The 16,422-nt window shown below is 43.6% G+C and carries 16 protein-coding genes; 10 read left to right on the plus strand and 6 right to left on the minus strand.

The window, feature by feature from the left end; translation table 11 throughout:
- Nucleotides 1-44: 44 nt before the first annotated feature.
- On the plus strand, nt 45-1,085 hold the full coding sequence (locus tag AC1RNB_RS10630) for an agmatine deiminase family protein (RefSeq protein ID WP_493082652.1): 1,041 nt from the start codon (nt 45-47) through the stop codon (nt 1,083-1,085).
- Nucleotides 1,086-1,119: 34 nt separating this feature from the next.
- Here AC1RNB_RS10630 and AC1RNB_RS10635 read toward each other — a convergent pair whose 3' ends face one another.
- The 4 genes from AC1RNB_RS10635 to AC1RNB_RS10650 are packed head-to-tail and all read right to left on the minus strand — an operon-like array spanning nt 1,120 to nt 4,171.
- Nucleotides 1,120-1,557, minus strand: a complete 438-nt coding sequence (locus tag AC1RNB_RS10635; RefSeq protein WP_493082653.1) for a QcrA and Rieske domain-containing protein — start codon at nt 1,555-1,557, stop codon at nt 1,120-1,122.
- Between the two features lie 37 nt (nt 1,558-1,594).
- On the minus strand, nt 1,595-2,188 hold the full coding sequence (locus AC1RNB_RS10640) for a methyltransferase domain-containing protein (RefSeq protein WP_493082654.1): 594 nt from the start codon (nt 2,186-2,188) through the stop codon (nt 1,595-1,597).
- A gap of 20 nt (nt 2,189-2,208) precedes the next feature.
- On the minus strand, nt 2,209-3,552 hold the full coding sequence (locus AC1RNB_RS10645; RefSeq protein ID WP_493082655.1) for a M24 family metallopeptidase: 1,344 nt from the start codon (nt 3,550-3,552) through the stop codon (nt 2,209-2,211).
- A 10-nt stretch (nt 3,553-3,562) separates the two neighbouring features.
- On the minus strand, nt 3,563-4,171 hold the full coding sequence (locus AC1RNB_RS10650) for an HD domain-containing protein (protein ID WP_493082656.1): 609 nt from the start codon (nt 4,169-4,171) through the stop codon (nt 3,563-3,565).
- A gap of 118 nt (nt 4,172-4,289) precedes the next feature.
- Between AC1RNB_RS10650 and AC1RNB_RS10655 the strand changes: the two genes are divergently transcribed.
- From AC1RNB_RS10655 to AC1RNB_RS10670, 4 genes are all read left to right on the plus strand, one after another.
- A complete protein-coding gene (locus AC1RNB_RS10655; RefSeq protein ID WP_493082657.1) occupies nt 4,290-5,084 on the plus strand; it encodes an N-acetylmuramoyl-L-alanine amidase in 795 nt (264 codons plus the stop codon).
- Nucleotides 5,085-5,523: 439 nt separating this feature from the next.
- Complete coding sequence (locus tag AC1RNB_RS10660; protein ID WP_493082658.1) at nt 5,524-6,858, plus strand: C10 family peptidase; 1,335 nt, start codon at nt 5,524-5,526, stop codon at nt 6,856-6,858.
- Nucleotides 6,830-7,618, plus strand: a complete 789-nt coding sequence (locus tag AC1RNB_RS10665) for a hypothetical protein (protein WP_493082659.1) — start codon at nt 6,830-6,832, stop codon at nt 7,616-7,618. The genes AC1RNB_RS10660 and AC1RNB_RS10665 overlap by 29 nt, the downstream gene beginning before the upstream one ends.
- 139 nt (nt 7,619-7,757) lie before the next feature.
- Nucleotides 7,758-8,225, plus strand: coding sequence for a hypothetical protein (locus AC1RNB_RS10670; RefSeq protein ID WP_493082660.1), 468 nt, complete (start codon nt 7,758-7,760; stop codon nt 8,223-8,225).
- 131 nt (nt 8,226-8,356) lie between these two features.
- On the opposite strand, the gene AC1RNB_RS10675 is transcribed toward AC1RNB_RS10670, so the two are convergent.
- Nucleotides 8,357-9,637, minus strand: coding sequence for an acetyl-CoA hydrolase/transferase family protein (locus AC1RNB_RS10675; protein WP_493082661.1), 1,281 nt, complete (start codon nt 9,635-9,637; stop codon nt 8,357-8,359).
- Between the two features lie 194 nt (nt 9,638-9,831).
- Between AC1RNB_RS10675 and AC1RNB_RS10680 the strand changes: the two genes are divergently transcribed.
- On the plus strand, nt 9,832-12,186 hold the full coding sequence (locus AC1RNB_RS10680) for a M1 family metallopeptidase (RefSeq protein ID WP_493082662.1): 2,355 nt from the start codon (nt 9,832-9,834) through the stop codon (nt 12,184-12,186).
- Nucleotides 12,187-12,256: 70 nt separating this feature from the next.
- Here the strand turns inward: AC1RNB_RS10680 and AC1RNB_RS10685 are convergent, their stop codons facing one another.
- Nucleotides 12,257-12,694 carry an OB-fold protein gene (locus AC1RNB_RS10685; protein ID WP_493082663.1) on the minus strand — a complete coding sequence of 146 codons (438 nt, stop codon included), beginning with the start codon at nt 12,692-12,694 and terminating at the stop codon, nt 12,257-12,259.
- Nucleotides 12,695-12,926: 232 nt separating this feature from the next.
- Between AC1RNB_RS10685 and AC1RNB_RS10690 the strand changes: the two genes are divergently transcribed.
- Genes AC1RNB_RS10690 through AC1RNB_RS10705 form a run of 4 tightly spaced genes read left to right on the plus strand, consistent with a single transcriptional unit; the run spans nt 12,927 to nt 16,310 of the window.
- Nucleotides 12,927-14,111: a hypothetical protein gene (locus AC1RNB_RS10690; RefSeq protein WP_493082664.1), complete on the plus strand. Its 1,185-nt coding sequence runs from the start codon at nt 12,927-12,929 to the stop codon at nt 14,109-14,111.
- A gap of 24 nt (nt 14,112-14,135) precedes the next feature.
- On the plus strand, nt 14,136-14,756 hold the full coding sequence (locus AC1RNB_RS10695; RefSeq protein WP_493082665.1) for a hypothetical protein: 621 nt from the start codon (nt 14,136-14,138) through the stop codon (nt 14,754-14,756).
- Nucleotides 14,757-14,792: 36 nt separating this feature from the next.
- Nucleotides 14,793-15,347: a YceI family protein gene (locus AC1RNB_RS10700; protein WP_493082666.1), complete on the plus strand. Its 555-nt coding sequence runs from the start codon at nt 14,793-14,795 to the stop codon at nt 15,345-15,347.
- Between the two features lie 18 nt (nt 15,348-15,365).
- Nucleotides 15,366-16,310 (plus strand): DUF5777 family beta-barrel protein, encoded by a 945-nt coding sequence (locus AC1RNB_RS10705; RefSeq protein WP_493082667.1) that lies wholly within the window; start codon nt 15,366-15,368, stop codon nt 16,308-16,310.
- The last annotated feature ends 112 nt before the right edge of the window (nt 16,311-16,422 follow it).

The following is a 16,422-nucleotide window of genomic DNA, read 5'->3' on the forward strand; positions in this document are numbered from 1 at the left end:
CCATAGCAGGGAGATACAGCTATCCACATCGAAAAGACATGCGCATGAAGACTCCCAAAGAATCCGGATATTATTTCCCTGCTGAATTTGCCAAACACGAAGCCACCTGGTTAAGCTGGCCGCATAAGGAAGCCAGCTGGCCCGGGAAAATCGAGAGCATTTATCCGAATTACAGCCTGTTTGTAAAATATCTTACTGCCAGTGAGCTGGTAAGAATTAATGTGGTGGATGAAGCGATGAAAACAGCCGCTACCCAGCATTTACTGAAAGCTGGCGTGGATCTGACGAAAGTGCAGTTTTTTCTGCATCCCACCAATGATGCCTGGTGCCGTGATCACGGTCCTGCATTTCTGATCAATCCAGCTGCTGATGTGAAGAAGGTAATTGTAGACTGGAACTACAATGCCTGGGGAAACAAGTATCCTCCGTATGAGCTGGATGATGTAATTCCAACCCTGATTGGTAAACAGTTTGATATACCGGTGTATTACCCGGGGATTGTAATGGAGGGAGGTTCTGTTGAATTCAACGGCAAGGGAACCATACTAACATCAACCGCCTGTTTGCTGAATAAAAACAGGAATCCGCATTTACACCAGGGGCAGATCGAAGAATATCTCTGCAACTATTACGGAGCAGAGCAGGTATTATGGGTGGAGGAAGGCATTGTGGGGGATGATACCGACGGACATATTGATGATACTGTTCGGTTTGTAAACGAGGATACTGTGATCACTGTAGTAGAGGAAAATGTGAATGACGAGAATCACGACCTGTTACAGACCAATCTGAAACAATTACAACAGATGCGTTTGCTGAATGGCAAACAGCTGAATATTGTTGAATTACCTATGCCTGATGAAGTGATTTATGAAGACCAGCGTTTACCGGCTTCTTATGCCAATTTCTATATCAGCAACCAACATGTGATCGTGCCTGTGTTTAATTGTAATAAAGATGACAAGGCCTTACAAATCATTACCAGCTGCTTCAAAGACAGGGAAGTGGTGGGCATTGACTCTACCGATATTATCTGGGGACTGGGCAGTTTCCATTGTTTAAGCCAGCAGGAACCGCTTGTATAAACGATAGCCGGTTCCTGCCGGCAAAGAAAACTGTTTAGCCGGTTACTGTTAAGGTAGATCCGGTAATACTTACTGTATACTGTTTCAACGCTTTGGCGGCTGGCCCCAGTGTTACACCACCTGATGTATTAAAAGTTGATCCGTGGTTCGGACAAACAAACTGGTTGGAAGCTGAATTGAAGTTGATGGAAGTTCCTTCATGTGTGCAGGCTACCTGTACAGCTGTGAAAGAAGAAGGGGTGTTGCCTGTTGCCAGTCTAACAATGATCACGCCATCCTGCACAACGGATGAGCCTACTGATAAAAGATTGGTAGCGAGGTTTACGGTTATATTCGCATTGGCCGGAGGGGTAACAACAGCACCGGTGCCGGGTGTAGAGGAGTCTCCACCTTTACTACAGGCGCCCATACATACGGCACAGGCAGCTAAAACGGGACCGGAGAGGTTACCCAAAAATTGTCTTCTTTCCATTTCCAGGATAGTTTAAGGTTAGAAATAAGGGTGTTTTTTATGGCTTGGCTATGAAAAACAATTCGGTACCCGCACGTGCCGGGATGGAATTGTAACATGGCTCCAGCAATAACATACGGAAGGCGGATGAAAATAGTTGCCTGTACATTTCAGAATTTCCGCCGAAGGGCGGAGATTGTTCAAATTCCCGGTTGAAGAGCAGGCCCGCCAGTGTACCGTTGCCTGAGAGCAGCGATTTCATTTTCCGTATATAATCTATCCTGAGAGAGGGATCTAAAGCGCAGAAAAAAGTCTGTTCGAGAATCAGGTCAAATGTTCCCTCCAGTTCAAAAAAATCACCTGTCAGAATGGTAATGGACGGATACCGGTTGCCCAGCTTTTCCTGTAATTGACTGGTCAATACAGTTGATATATCGATGATGGTGATGGATGTAAAACCTTTTTCAGCGAGATAAACCGCTTCGTAGGCATTACCGGCACCGGGTATTAATATGCGTTGTGTTTTATCTGTTAGTTGGTCTATATATGTTTTTATTGGACCGGAAGCCGCACCGATATCCCAACCGGTTTGCTGTTGACGATAGCGTTCATCCCAATAGGCAGCTGAAAGAAATTCCGGGTCTGTGTTCATAGAAAAAGATTGTAACTGGATTAATTTCCCAATGTGTTTCGCTGTCGGGGGATGAGAAGCAGATTTTTTTGTCTGCCGTTGATATACCTGAAATCTTTACCTGTAAACACTCCATCTTCTTCCAGCATGATCCGGATTGATTTCTTCCATTCAGGAATGGTAGAGGCAGCATTTAGCTCGATGGAATAGGCTGTATTGGCATGCAAGGGAAAATCGCCGGAACCAGGTACTCCTTTCTGCTGATCCCACATGCCAATGGTAGGCCCGGCAGCATGGCCATGAAAACCGATCGGATGGGTATAAATGCTGGCTTCTATATTTTCTTTTGCGGCCTGCGCCAATGCATCGGCTAAGATCTGGTTGCCTGTTTTATGCAACACAAACTGCGAAGTGAGGATATCCTGTAACCGGTTGGCTTTTGCGAATGCCTGCCGGATAGAAGCGGGCGCTTCTGTTTCGCCGGGAAGCAGCACATAGGCATGTTGCTGTACATCAGTATTCAGACGGAGGTAAGTAATACCGATATCTACATGTAACAGATCTCCGGGAAGGATCACTTCTTCTTTCGGCCGGTTGGAGAAAGCACGCAGGTGTTCAAAATTTTCCGCATCTTTTCTTTGTACCGCTACAGAGGTGTGGAACCATGTATCCAGTCCGAGGTTACGGATTTTCTGCCGGAACCACCATACCACATCATCGGTGGTGGTTACACCCGGCATGATCACTTTTTCTGAAAAACCTTCTTCAATAATAGCGTGTGTGAGCTGCACCAGTTGCGGGTATAAGTGTATTTCCTGTTCGGTGCGAGTTTCGAGCCAGGCCACTGCTAATTTTTCGGCCGACTGTATTCTTTGCCTATACAAAACAGGCAGTTTTTCTGTGAACTGTTTCTGTTCCGTATAAGTTAGTCCATCTGCATGTCCATAATCGACAGAATAGTTTAGGGCAATTTTTTGTGGTTTTCTTTCTTTGATAATATTTACCAGCGCATCCCATTGATCAGGATATTTTTCCATATCCCAGGCGGCTTTGATCTGGTCGCCTACATTATATCTCGCGATAGCTAATTTTTCAAAACTGTCTTTAATGGTATCGCGGAAAAATACCAGTATGGTTCTTCTGCGGGCCGCCAGCCAGGTGGCGGGAAGGAAGGTTTTGATCACAGGATCTTCATTGTATTCGCGGGAAATGATCACCCACATATCAATTTTCTCCCGCTCCATCAGTTGCGGCAGCAGGTTATTGAGCCTGTCGGCCAGTATTTCATCTGTTACTCGGGACTGCTCTTTTACAGACAATATTTCCTGCGCGGAAATAAATCCGGATAGTGACAGGAGCAGGACAAGCAGGAGCTGTTTTTTCATGACTGAAAGTTTATAAAGCCGCTGTAATCGCAGCCTGACGGGGAATGATAAAAGCGATCAATTCATCCAGCTCGATGGATGCGCGGGTGCAGGCATCCTGGATATCTTCTCTGGATACATTGGCAGCAAAGGATTTTTCTTTCAGCCTTTTCTTAACGCCCTTCACATCCATACCCTCATACCCACCGGGGCGCATGAGTGAATATGCATGAATGAGGCCAGACAACTCATCAAATGCATATAACATTTTATCCATTTGCGTTATCGGTTCTACGCCAAAATGCAGATGTCCATGCGAAGCAATGGCGCGAATGATCTCGGGATCAATATTCCTGTTCTCCAGTTCTTCAATAATCTTTTTGCAATGCAGGTCGGGCCATTGATCCCAGTCGGCATCGTGCAACAATCCCGCCATTTCCCATTTCCACTGGCCGGCTTCGTTCAGCTGTTCTTTTTCTGCTGCCCAGCATTTCATGAGGTAACCTACCTGCTGCATGTGTACCTGTAATTTGGGGTTCAATACCCAATTGCTGAAAAGTGCCAGGGCTTCTTCGCGCGTTAATACATTGCCTGTATTGGCACTGTTTCCGAAACTGGTTCTGCCTAGATGTAAAGACATGTGCAACTTTGTTTATTTCAAAGATAGGCGGCTGGTTTTGATTTATATCTGACAGTGAGTAATATCTTTAGGCAAAATCTACGTTCCGGTTATGTATCAAAAAATAACTTTTTTGTCGATGGCAGCGCTTTTTTTGCTGCTGATAGATGGTTGCAGTCCCAGGCCCTATAGCGCCACCAATAAAGTGTACCGCCAGCAGACCAGGGCATTTGCCAAACAACTGCGGATGGAGCCTTCCAATCCTCTCAACGACACCATCCAGCAACCGCCTTATTGGGTAGGTACTACCAATTTTGGCATCCGCAAACCCAATTTTGTGATCATACATCATACTGCCCAGAATTCCTGTGAGCAGACCTTACAAACTTTTACGCTGAAGAGAACGGCGGTAAGTGCGCATTATGTGATCTGTAAAGATGGAACAGTACACCACATGTTAAGTGATTATCTGCGCGCACAGCATGCCGGTGTGAGCCGTTGGGGTAACCTGATTGATATCAATTCCTCTTCGATAGGGATTGAGCTGGATAATAATGGCTTTGAACCTTTTGACAGTTTACAGTTAAATAGCCTGATCAGCGTATTGGCGAAACTCAAAAAAGACTACACGATCCCTACCGCTAATTTTATCGGGCATGGAGATATTGCACCCACCCGAAAAAATGATCCCAACTTCCGTTTTCCCTGGAAGAAACTGGCTGAGAAAGGCTTTGGGTTATGGTTTGATGAGAACAGGGAAGAAGTACCTGCCGGATTCAATCCGATCCAGGCTTTACGCATTGTGGGATATGATGTGAAAGATACCACTGCTGCCATACGCTCCTTTAAAAGGCATTTCCTGCAGGACACCACCCGGCAGCTCAATGATATTGACAGGAGTGTGTTGTATAACCTCCAGAAAAAATACATGTAGCGGTAAGCGACGGTAGTACGCTGTTTGAATAGGATATAAAGAGGGCAGATGATAACATTATCTGCCCTCTTTATATATCGTTCGAGTTGAGTTTTTAATGGGTATCTGGGTATCGAAAATTGAAGTTTTGCGCTATTTCAACTTAAATCAGAGTTTATCTCAAAAGTACATAATCAATAATGTGGGCCATTTGTTAACGAGCTACAAGATTGAAAATCAAATGTTCAACTCGACAATATGACATGTCATATTAAAATGTGCAACTTTTGAGATAAGTTCTTATTTTTAATATCACAAACAAGTCCCCCCTGTTTTAGCCCCCTTTGTTTTTCATAACCATTACACCAAAACAACTCAATATGACTTCCGGATTAAAAAAGGGGCCTATGCTTTTACAATTTTAGTAACAATCATTTCCTGTTCAAAAAAAGAGGCGGAAATGCGGGCGGTAAATAACTCAGGAGATTATAAGCCTAGAATTGTTTCTGTTGAAATTGCCCAATTGATAGCTGAAAATTTTTCTCCGTCAATGTTTAACCCAAATAAAGCAGGTAGTCAAAATAGCGTACTGAAACAAGTCAATGGGAAGTCGATTAATAAAAATGAATTGCCGATTTTCAGCGAAGTGGAAAAACAAAAAATTGGCTCTCGATGCATCATTTATGATCAAGAAGGAGTGCCTGCAATGTATGTATTTTCATATGCAAATAAACTTGGCCATATTTATATTTCAGCTGATTCGGCAATGATGCCTGTTTTAGCTTATATCCCTAAAGGTAGTTTTATTAGAGATAGCCTGCCTGTAGGTGCTCAGAAATGGTTGAGAACTACTGTCATGCAATTTGAAATGGTTAGGAAGAAAAAAGTAGACAACCTAAAGCAAGCAATGGCTGGCTGGCAGCACTATTTTAAAACACTTTCTCCTGAAGTTCAAAAACAAATAAGAAACTTGCAAGTTAAAAGTAATGTGATAAATCCAGATACAGATCCTTGTACAGATAATCCAAATTATTCCAATGTTATTACAACAACTGCAGGCCCTTTTTTACCTGTTGAATGGGGACAACTGGATTCGTATAACGAACTGATTTCAGGAGCAAGCTGTTCCAATGGCAATGGTTATCCTCCTACAGGATGTGTTGCTACTGCTATGGCACAAGTTATTAGATATTATCAAAGTCCATCTGTTAGCCATGATTTCGGTACGAATTATAACTTTACCTCCATGCCAGTAAACTATGGTAACTTAAATGTTAGGAAACTTATGGTTGATGCTGGAAACTCAATCGGTATGCAATACCATTGCGATGGATCATACCCGGGCATAGAAATTTGGTTCGCAGGAACTCTATTAAGTGCACAATCGGATGCTGAAAAAATTGAAAATGCACTAAAAGGAGCCTATTTTAGTTATTCTAATGCTTCCCATGGGATGTATGGACCATCTAGTTACTTAAATGTAGTAGCGGATTTGAATAATAATAGGCCCGTTATCTTATTGGGACATTCAGATTGGAATTCTACTTTGAATATTCCAACAGGTACAGGCCATGCATGGGTGTGTGACGGCTATCAACAATCTCAGATGTCCTACTGCCTGGATGGATCTTTGGCTGGTACAACATATTTGTTTTTTCATATGAATTGGGGATGGCAAGAATTGTGGACTACAACCAACTACAACGGATGGTATGCATATAATTATTGGAACATTCCAGCTCTGAATAAAACATATGGGTACTTTAATGAGTATGTTATTAACATCGTTCCGTAAGGGAATGAAAATAAACTTATTGCTTCCAATATTAATTGGGGGGGCTGCTGAATGTAATTCTCAGGAAAGGCAACTATTTGTTGGTGTCAATGCCGGTCTCTTTAAATATGATCATAACATCCCGGACGATAATCAGTCAGAACCATTCTATAGCATGTTAAATGTAAACACATTTAGATTGGATATTCCAGAATCTATTTACCCAAATAATCCACGAGGTAATAAAGTCGCATTTAGCTACTCGTTCAATCTTGCTTATAGGGCAATTTCAAAACGAAACAGGATCTGGACTTTTGAAACAGGTTTTGAGCAAAGAGTAAGCCAAAAAGATATGAAGTGGATTAACCTGCAATCTGCGTCAACTCAGATATTACCATCCGTTGGAACAGCTAAGCTAACTAACCATATGATCTTCTTAGGGGTGTTGATAGGCAAAAGATTCCATTTGCCTAAAACACGTCATAAACTTGATATTGATGGCGGAATTGTCATGTTGAAACAAGTTGGCCGTGCTGAAGAACAGGCTTCTGCAATTGTAATCGGTACGAATGATAAATATGAATCTGCTATATCTCATATCTATCATGCCGGAAATGATGTTATTGATGTTCAGGCAAAGCTAAATCTATGTTATTGTATCGGAAAATTTGGCATTGAACTTGGGTATAGACATGGGTTTTATAATTATGAGCGGGGAAGTGCCTATTCTAAATCGTATTCCAGCTTTTTGTTCTCAGGTATTCGTTTGAGAATTTTTTAAATGAAGGAACTAATATCGTGTTAAGTTAATCGTGAGTGGAAAGTAGGTGAATGGTTTATGGGAATCTACTCACAAATTTGCGGCAAACTAAACTTGACAATAGTTTATATAGAAGATATGATTTAAAAAAAACTGCTTTATGAAAAAGATGATTTTGGTAGGGAGCAGCATATTGTTTTATCTTATGATTTCCTGCTCCAAAATTGAGCCGGACTTTATTCCTGAGAAAAGACCTGATACGCTGATATTGCGCAATAAGTCCCTGCCGATTATAAACTTTTATTTGCAAGGTAAGTGGCAATTACATTACATCTATGGAGGGGGGTGTGGAGCGTGTGTCAACCAGCGTGATCAATATCATCATTATTGGACATTTGACGGGGATACAAGAATCGTACAGGAGTTTCAAGGTGTAATAACAACGGATACTGTCATAGATTGGTATCGCGTAAAGTCCGTTTTGGGAGATTCCACTTATATTTTACACTTTCTCGAAAAAAACGGCACTTCCAATGCTTATGTGGTTGATAGGTTAATAAAGGACTCCCTGGTATTAGTGGATGATTCCACAGATCCTGCAAAATATTACTTCACAAAAATCAAATAAACACATGCAGCGATAAACACAACCGCTTTCTTGATTCGGTAAGGTGCAGGAGAAAGTTCTCATTTACACAATTCTCAGCACGTTTAATCTATTTTGAGATTCCCTCGCTTTCTGTCATATCGTGTACCGGGTTACCAGAATTTTTTGAAACGTTCATAACAGGCCTTGGTCAGTTCTTCCTGATCGTCTGGATGAGAAATGTCGATCAACGCCTTGGCCCGCTGGCGCAGGTTTTTGCCATACAGATAGGCAACGCCAAATTCCGTAACCACATAGTGTATATGTCCGCGGGTGGTAACTACTCCCGCAAAATCTTTCAGATGCGGTACAATTCGTGGTACACCTTTATGGGTGCGGCTTGTTAAGGCAATAATGGGTTTACCGCCTTCGCTTAGTGCGGCGCCACGCATAAAATCCATTTGTCCGCCGATACCACTGTATTGTAAAGAACCGATACTGTCTGAACATACCTGGCCAGTCAGATCCACTTCAATAGCACTATTGATGGCCACCATATTGGGGTTACGGCGGATCACGTGTGGATTATTGACATAATCGATATCTAGGAAGTTGATGGCGGGATTATCATCCACATAATCATATAGACGGCGTGTGCCGGCAGCAAAACCGGTAACGGCTTTGTGGGGGTGAATTTTTTTCAGGCTGTTATTGATGACACCTGATTCAAAAAGATCGATCACGCCATCACTCAGCATTTCTGTATGGATGCCAAGGTTTTTATGGTTGGTAAGTGATTTGAGCACCGCATCAGGGATGGTTCCGATGCCCATCTGCAGGGTACTACCATCTTCGATCATACCGGCGATATGCCTGCCGATAGCCATTTCATTCTCTGTGGTATTCGCACCATAATTTACTTCCGGCAGATCCTCTTCATGGTAAACCATTCTGGAGAAACGGGAGATATGGATCAATCCATCACCATGTGTACGGGGAACTTTCGGGTTCACCTGGGCAACTACATATTTGGCCATATTCACCGCAGAACGGGCAATATCCACAGAAGTACCCAGAGAACAGTATCCATGAATGTCCGGGGGAGAAACCTGCACCAGTGCCACATCAATGGTTAAGATGCGTTTATTAAAGAGATCGGGAATATCGCTCAGGAAAACGGGAATATAATCGGCCCTGCCTTCGCTAACGGCCTCTCTGATGGGGGCAGAAACAAACATACAGTTGATATGGAAACTATCCTGGTATTGCGGCTTCTGTACTTCAATATCGCCCAGTACCGTAATAAAAACCAATTCTACATCCCGTAACCTGTTGGCCTGCTCGGCCAGTTTACGCATCAGGTACAGGGGGGTGCAGGCACTGCCATGTACAAATACCCTTTGTTTACTGGCGATAATTCCGAGTGCCTCTTCGGCTGTTGAATAAGAAACCATTCTGTTCGATTTTATTTACTGCAAATCTCCGTTGCGATATGCTAACAAAAAATGATTTTCGTAAGGTTTGAAACTAAGCTTTATCAGTTTTTCACCCGTTCTGCTTGTTTTTCCCCACTGGTATTGTAAAATACAAAAAGCCCGCTGAATTATAGGGGCATGCCGTACATTTAAGTTCCCAAAAAATCAATACCATGCGAATTTTTACTTTTTGTTTTCTGTTATTGCTGGGTATGCAAAGTCAGGCTCAGTTATTACAACACAATCCGGGTTCCAATCATGCCAACCGGTTTGAGGAACTGGATTATCTCTTACAATCGCCCAATGAATACAGAACCGCCAGCGGTGCTCCCGGCCCCCGTTACTGGCAGCAGCGGGCCGACTATGATATTGCCGTAGAACTGGACGAACCCAATAACAAGATCACCGGGTCGGAAACAATTACCTACTATAATAACTCTCCCGATAACCTGACTTATCTCTGGTTGCAGCTGGATGAGAACTTTCACAAACCGGATGCAGATGTGAACAGGGATAATCAAAGTAAAATGCAGGACCGGATGAATGACCAGCAACTGAATTCGCTGGAGCCCTGGCGCAGACTGGATGGATATGGACTGAACCTCACGAAAGTGGTGGATGCTACCGGTAAAGCCCTGAAATATACCCTGGTAAAAACCATGATGCGGATAGATCTGGCAGAACCCCTTAAACCCGGGCAAAAAATCGTATTCAGCATTGACTGGAATTACAAAGTACCTGATAAATTAACCCGTTACGGCCGTGGTGGTTATGAGTATTTTGCGGAAGATGGTAATATACTGTACTCCATTGCCCAGTTTTATCCCAGGATGGCCGTGTACAGCGATTTTAAAGGTTGGCAGCACCTGCAGTTCAGAAGCGGTGCAGAATTTGCACTGAACTTTGGCAATTTCAATCTCAAAATTACCGTACCTGCCGATCATGTGGTGGCCGCTACCGGCGAATGCCTCAATTACAAGCAGGTAATGAGCGCCAAAGAATTCCAGCGCTGGCAGGAAGCGCAGCAGGCCAAAGATGTGGTGGAGATCGTGACGCTGGCAGAGGCACTCGAAAAATCCAAAACAAAATCATCGGCCAAAAAAACATGGATCTTCAAAGCGGATAATGTACGCGATGTAGCTTTTAATACCAGCCGTCGTTTGGTATGGGATGCCATGCCGGTATATATAGATGGCAGGAAAGTAATGTGTATGAGTTACTATGGTAAGGAAGCTTATCCGATTTATCGTAAATACTCTACCAAAGCCACAGCGCACACTATCAAAACCTATTCAAAATACACCGTTCCTTATCCCTATCCGGTGGCACAGTCTGTAGAAGCGGCTATAGGTATGGAATACCCCATGCTGGCCATGAATCCCGGCCGCGCAGCCTCTGACGGAACCTATACAGAAGCGGCTAAATACTCCTGTATTGGTGTAACCATTCACGAAGTAGGGCATAATTTCTTTCCCATGATCGTGAACAGCGATGAACGCCAGTGGTGGTGGATGGATGAGGGACTGAATACTTTCTGCCAGTTTCTGACAGAAAGAGAATTTGATGCCGATTATCCTTCCGGACGGGGACCGGCGCACCTGATCACAGATTACATGCGTTTGCCCAAGAACGAACTGGAGCCGATCATGACCAAGGGGGATGCTGTGAGTAAAGTAGGCCCGAATGCCTATGCCAAAGCCGCTACGGGGCTGAATATCCTGCGTGAGACCATTCTGGGAAGAGAACTCTTTGATTTTGCTTTCCGCGAATATGCCAGGCGCTGGGCGTTCAAACATCCTACACCATCTGATCTGTTCCGCACCATTGAAGACGCCAGTGGGGTAGACCTTGACTGGTTCTGGCGCGGCTGGTATTTCGGTACCGATCCGGTGGATATTTCTATTGATAGTGTAAAAGTGTTTAAGGTAGATGATGCATTGTCTACCACACCCAACGGTATCGCCGTGTTCAACGACCTGAACCGTTTGCGTAACAAGGATGATAAATCGATGCAGTTTTATGTAGATACGGATACCAGTCTGCGAGACTTTTACTATTACAACCGTAATGCCGATGCAGTTTACAACCAGCAGCAGGCTAACCAGCAGAAGGATGCAGCGTACAAGGCCACGATTGATAATGAGAACCTGACCAAATGGAAAGACAAGTATTTCTACGAACTGCAGTTCTCTAACAAAGGTGGTATGGTGATGCCGGTAATTGTAGAGTGGACCTTTAAGGATGGCAGTAAGGAAACAGACAGGATTCCTGTGAGTATCTGGTTACTGAATGAAGAGAAAGTATCCAAAGTATTTGTGAAGGATAAAGAAGTGGCCGCAATTAAGCTGGATCCATTCCGCGAAACGGCTGATATCAATGAAGCCAACGGGCAATGGCCGGTGAAAGAAATGCCGTCTAAATTCTCGCTGTTCAAACAGACACAGATCGGATTTGTAGGGCCGGGTGCCGGACAAACAACCGCACCGGCTACCAATCCTATGCAACGGGCCAAACAGAATAAACAGTAAGACTGACCAGCTTGCATAAAAAAAGGAACTTCCGTGGAAGTTCCTTTTTTTATGCAGTTACTTGCGGCACTTATTTAATTGTGCATTGGGCCATGGATACCTCTTCCATCAGGTCGTTATAACCCACTACCAGTCCTTGTAATTTAATCTTAGATCCTACCTGCAGGTCTTTGATCCTGCCTGCCTGTGTAGAGTCAATATTGCAGGCAATATTATTCAGGGATACGGTTACGCCGGAAATCGCACTGATCTCGCCATCGATCAGTACAGTCTGGTTGATGTATTTCGTAGTTGCTTCGGCGGCATTGGTTTTAAAGGCGGCAGAAAAATCGGCAGCCGTTATTTCAAATTTGGCTTTTTCATCTGCAGGGTTGCGGTGTTTGACAGAGGAGGTCATGGCCATTCCCAGGTCAACCACCATCTGGGTGAATTTTTCCTGGTTAAAAACAGCCCAAACACCAAAGATGATAATGATTGCGGCCAGCGAGAGTAAGATTTTCTTTTTCATAATGATCAGGTAGAGGTACGATAATAGGTTTGCTTAGCAAAGTTCTTCCGGCTTACCCGGGCTTTGTATGACGGTTATCAAATGCTTTTATGATTTAAATCATAAATCAAAATGCCTACTGTCATGTTTTTGTCATGCAGATGCAGATAGTTTTACACTCGAAATACAAGATTTCCCACGGTAAACGGACAATCTCCGGTTTATTTCCCACCCATCTACTAAAACAGCGAATATGAAAAGAAAGATTTTCAAACCCAACAACTTACTCAGCCTACTCGGTCTGCTGCTACTGGCGGTTTTGCTGGTACAGTGTAAGAAAGAAGGAGCCAATGCGGTTACGGTTTCGCGGGCATTGGTAAACACGCCCGATTCAACCATTTTTTCACCCTTCTACGAAACCAATATTGTGCCTTATGCAGACACTAAGCCGGATGTGAACGATGTGGTGGTTAGCAAAAGTGTACAGACCATTATCAATAACAACTGTGTATCTGCCAGTTGTCATGGTGGAACTGGTGTAAAACCCTATCTGAACGATTATGCCAGTGTGTTAAGTATGGTAGTTCCCGGTAATCCGGAAGCCAGTCAGCTATACCAACTGATTACCACCAGTGATTTTCAGAAAGCGATGCCTCCTGTAAATTATGGGGTTGATCTGACTGTTTCGGAAAAATCGATCATCTATAACTGGATCAAAAACGGAGCCATGGAAAAACCCACCCTGGTTGATTACCGCACTGCGGCGATTCCCTTAATTACGATCGGATGTGGTTCTGCCAACTGCCATAACCAGGCCACCGCTACAGGTGCCTGGGCAAGAAAGGGTTTATTGGCCGTTACGTCTGCAGATACCAGTACCTATAGTTATATTAACCCTGCTACTGGTGCCATTACTTTATATGCACAATTGAAAGAACCCAAACTATCACAGGTATGGGGTGCTTATAAAGACAGTGTACGTAAGTTTTATGCAGATACTTTGGCCAATGCCAGTTTCCGACCTTATAAAATATTTGCTACACCGGTTTCTGCCAGCAGTACCCGTGGACCACTGAACAGTTATGACGATATCCTGCTTGATGCCGTGTATCCTAAATCGGTAAGATCCAATTCTTCTGTTGTATTTACATCAGGCGGTAAAAACTATTATGTGAAAGGCGATTACCTGAATGCAACCAGCTCATTGCTGTCACGGATAGATTCAACCATAGTACTGGCTAACCCCAGAACCAAAGTGTTTGCTGCCAACCATCAGGGCGATATGGCTTATGGCGATGGAGGTTTAAAACCATCAGAGATCGCCATTATCCGCGGCTGGTATTTTGCCGATCCCAATATTCCGGATGTATGGAAATGGGGTGCCGACGGTACAGGTATTTTTAAATACAGGAAATCAGGAAACATAGTAAAAAAATAAACCTCCACCACAAAAACAAAGGTTATGAATAAACGAATTTTAATACTATCAGTGCTGGGCGGGATCTTACTGTTCACTGCCTGTTACAATAATAAAAAAGACATTTCACAGCCAACGGCCCAATCCCTGACCAATGTTTCTTTCAGGGATGATATTGTGCCGATTGTTACTTCCGGTGCCTGTGGCTGCCACAACAATGGTACCACACGGGCTATCCAGTTCTCTGTGAAAGACACTATCTACTATGGAGCTATTCTTGCGAGGTCAGGTGTATTTGCCGATATGGCAGGGGGTAAAGAACACCCCGGAGAAGGCAGTATTTATTTCAGTGCTTCACAAACAGCGCTGATCAAAGCCTGGATTGCACAGGGGGGTAAAGACAATTATGTTCCCCCACCCATTACCGGCCCGGTTTCTTACGCTGTGAATATTGTTCCCATATACAAAACAGTTTGTAAAGGAAGTTCCTGCCATGGTGGTCTCGGCCCCACACTGGACTATGCCTATATGGCCAAAACAAAAGCAGATCTGAGCAAGATCATGGCCAGTGCAGGCGCCAGTGGACATAAAGGCGGCGCTATGAGCCTGGATGGAACCACTACCGCTACTTTCCTTGCCTGGATCGCACAAGGACTACCACAATAATTCAACCCATTACTCAACACAATTAAACTTTACAAGATGAAAAAAATAACACTGCTACTTTTCGTGATATGCTGTGCAGCAGGATTTACCAACGCCCAGACCTATAAAACAAGAGACGGAAATATTTTCTTTAACCCGAATAAGGACCAGAGCAAAAAAGACTACGCATCCAATAGTAAAGAAGCTACGGCTGTGCTGAAAGCAGAAACCAGCGAAGTAGCCTTACTGGTGCCTATGAAAACCTTCCATTTTAACAATGCCTTGCTGGAAGAGCATTTTAATGATAACTACCTGCATTCAGATAAATTTCCGAACGCTACATATAAGGGTAAATTGATTGGGTTTAATAAAGATATGCTGACCAAAGACGGGGTGTACAATATCTCTTCCGACGGACAGATCACCCTGCATGGTGTTACCAAAAATTTCTCCTCACCGGTTAAACTGGAAGTAAAAGGTAAAACTGCCATATTCAACTGTGTATTCAAGATCAAAGCAGAAGAATACAATATTGATATTCCTGGTCTGGTAAAACCCAAACTGGCAGATGAAACCCCGCTGGTGGCTAACATTTCGTTCCCATTAAATTGACCTCCAAAATAAACGATTATGAAAAAAATAGTATCCTTCCTACTGATAGCCTGCAGTCTGTTTCTGACGGCTAATGCTCAGGATGACCTGCTGGGAGGTCTCATACAAGAAGATGCATCTAAAGTGAAACAAAATTTCACTACTGCAACTTTCAAATCTACCCGCATTATCAATATGCAGAGCATAGAGATGACAGGGAAAGGCAATCTCCAGTTCATGATTAGTCACCACTTCCCCAATTTCTGGAATGAGGGAAAAGGCTGGCAGAACCTGGCACAGATGTTTGGTTTTAACTCGGGTGTAGCCACTACGTATCTGTCTTTTGATTATTCTTTTCTGGATTGGATGAATGTTGGTTTTGCCATGACAGGTAATTCAAGGTATGAGACTTGGGGTAAATTCCGCCTGATGCGCCAGCAAACCGGAAAAAGGAATATCCCGGTTACCGTCGATTATTTTGCCCTCGCAAGCGTGGATGCATCTGATGGCCCCAGTCCGGATGATCTTACCTGGAACCGTTTTTCCTATGTTCACCAGTTGCTGATCGGACGTAAGTTCAACGATAAATTATCGCTGCAACTGATCCCATCTCTGATCCATTATAACCATATACCCTATGGTATCAGGAATACCAATAATATTTTCAATATAGGGATGGGCGGACGGTACAAATTATCCGCTAAAACTGCACTCACATTTGAGTATTCCAGACAATTGAACGGATATAAAAACCTGCTGGATGAAGGTGCATCGGCTGTGAACTATGTACCAGATCTGGTATCACTTGGTTTAGACTGGGATACAGGCGGCCACATCTTCCAGTTTTATCTCACCAGTACCACCAGTTCACTGAACTCAACACAGTTATCTGCCAATCAAAACGACTTTAAAAAAGGAAATTTTTCACTGGGCTTCACCATTAACCGAAGCTACGGTATCAAGAAAGTGGTACAGTCACACTAAGGTGTGAGTAATGGTTGTAGTACAAACAGACGCCCCGGTTCCCCGGGGCGTATTTTTTGCCGCAGACAGCGGAAAATGCCCATTCGTCAAATACACGTACAGCGAATAAACA

The organism is Sediminibacterium sp. GW821-FHT12F12 (genome assembly GCF_058806635.1).

Coding starts and splice junctions, on each gene's coding strand:
- AC1RNB_RS10630 (WP_493082652.1), top strand. CDS start 45: ATGAAGACTCCCAAAGAATCCGGATATTATTTCCCTGCTGAATTTGCC.
- AC1RNB_RS10635 (WP_493082653.1), bottom strand. CDS start 1,557: ATGGAAAGAAGACAATTTTTGGGTAACCTCTCCGGTCCCGTTTTAGCT.
- AC1RNB_RS10640 (WP_493082654.1), bottom strand. CDS start 2,188: ATGAACACAGACCCGGAATTTCTTTCAGCTGCCTATTGGGATGAACGC.
- AC1RNB_RS10645 (WP_493082655.1), bottom strand. CDS start 3,552: ATGAAAAAACAGCTCCTGCTTGTCCTGCTCCTGTCACTATCCGGATTT.
- AC1RNB_RS10650 (WP_493082656.1), bottom strand. CDS start 4,171: ATGTCTTTACATCTAGGCAGAACCAGTTTCGGAAACAGTGCCAATACA.
- AC1RNB_RS10655 (WP_493082657.1), top strand. CDS start 4,290: ATGGCAGCGCTTTTTTTGCTGCTGATAGATGGTTGCAGTCCCAGGCCC.
- AC1RNB_RS10660 (WP_493082658.1), top strand. CDS start 5,524: ATGCGGGCGGTAAATAACTCAGGAGATTATAAGCCTAGAATTGTTTCT.
- AC1RNB_RS10665 (WP_493082659.1), top strand. CDS start 6,830: ATGAGTATGTTATTAACATCGTTCCGTAAGGGAATGAAAATAAACTTA.
- AC1RNB_RS10670 (WP_493082660.1), top strand. CDS start 7,758: ATGAAAAAGATGATTTTGGTAGGGAGCAGCATATTGTTTTATCTTATG.
- AC1RNB_RS10675 (WP_493082661.1), bottom strand. CDS start 9,637: ATGGTTTCTTATTCAACAGCCGAAGAGGCACTCGGAATTATCGCCAGT.
- AC1RNB_RS10680 (WP_493082662.1), top strand. CDS start 9,832: ATGCGAATTTTTACTTTTTGTTTTCTGTTATTGCTGGGTATGCAAAGT.
- AC1RNB_RS10685 (WP_493082663.1), bottom strand. CDS start 12,694: ATGAAAAAGAAAATCTTACTCTCGCTGGCCGCAATCATTATCATCTTT.
- AC1RNB_RS10690 (WP_493082664.1), top strand. CDS start 12,927: ATGAAAAGAAAGATTTTCAAACCCAACAACTTACTCAGCCTACTCGGT.
- AC1RNB_RS10695 (WP_493082665.1), top strand. CDS start 14,136: ATGAATAAACGAATTTTAATACTATCAGTGCTGGGCGGGATCTTACTG.
- AC1RNB_RS10700 (WP_493082666.1), top strand. CDS start 14,793: ATGAAAAAAATAACACTGCTACTTTTCGTGATATGCTGTGCAGCAGGA.
- AC1RNB_RS10705 (WP_493082667.1), top strand. CDS start 15,366: ATGAAAAAAATAGTATCCTTCCTACTGATAGCCTGCAGTCTGTTTCTG.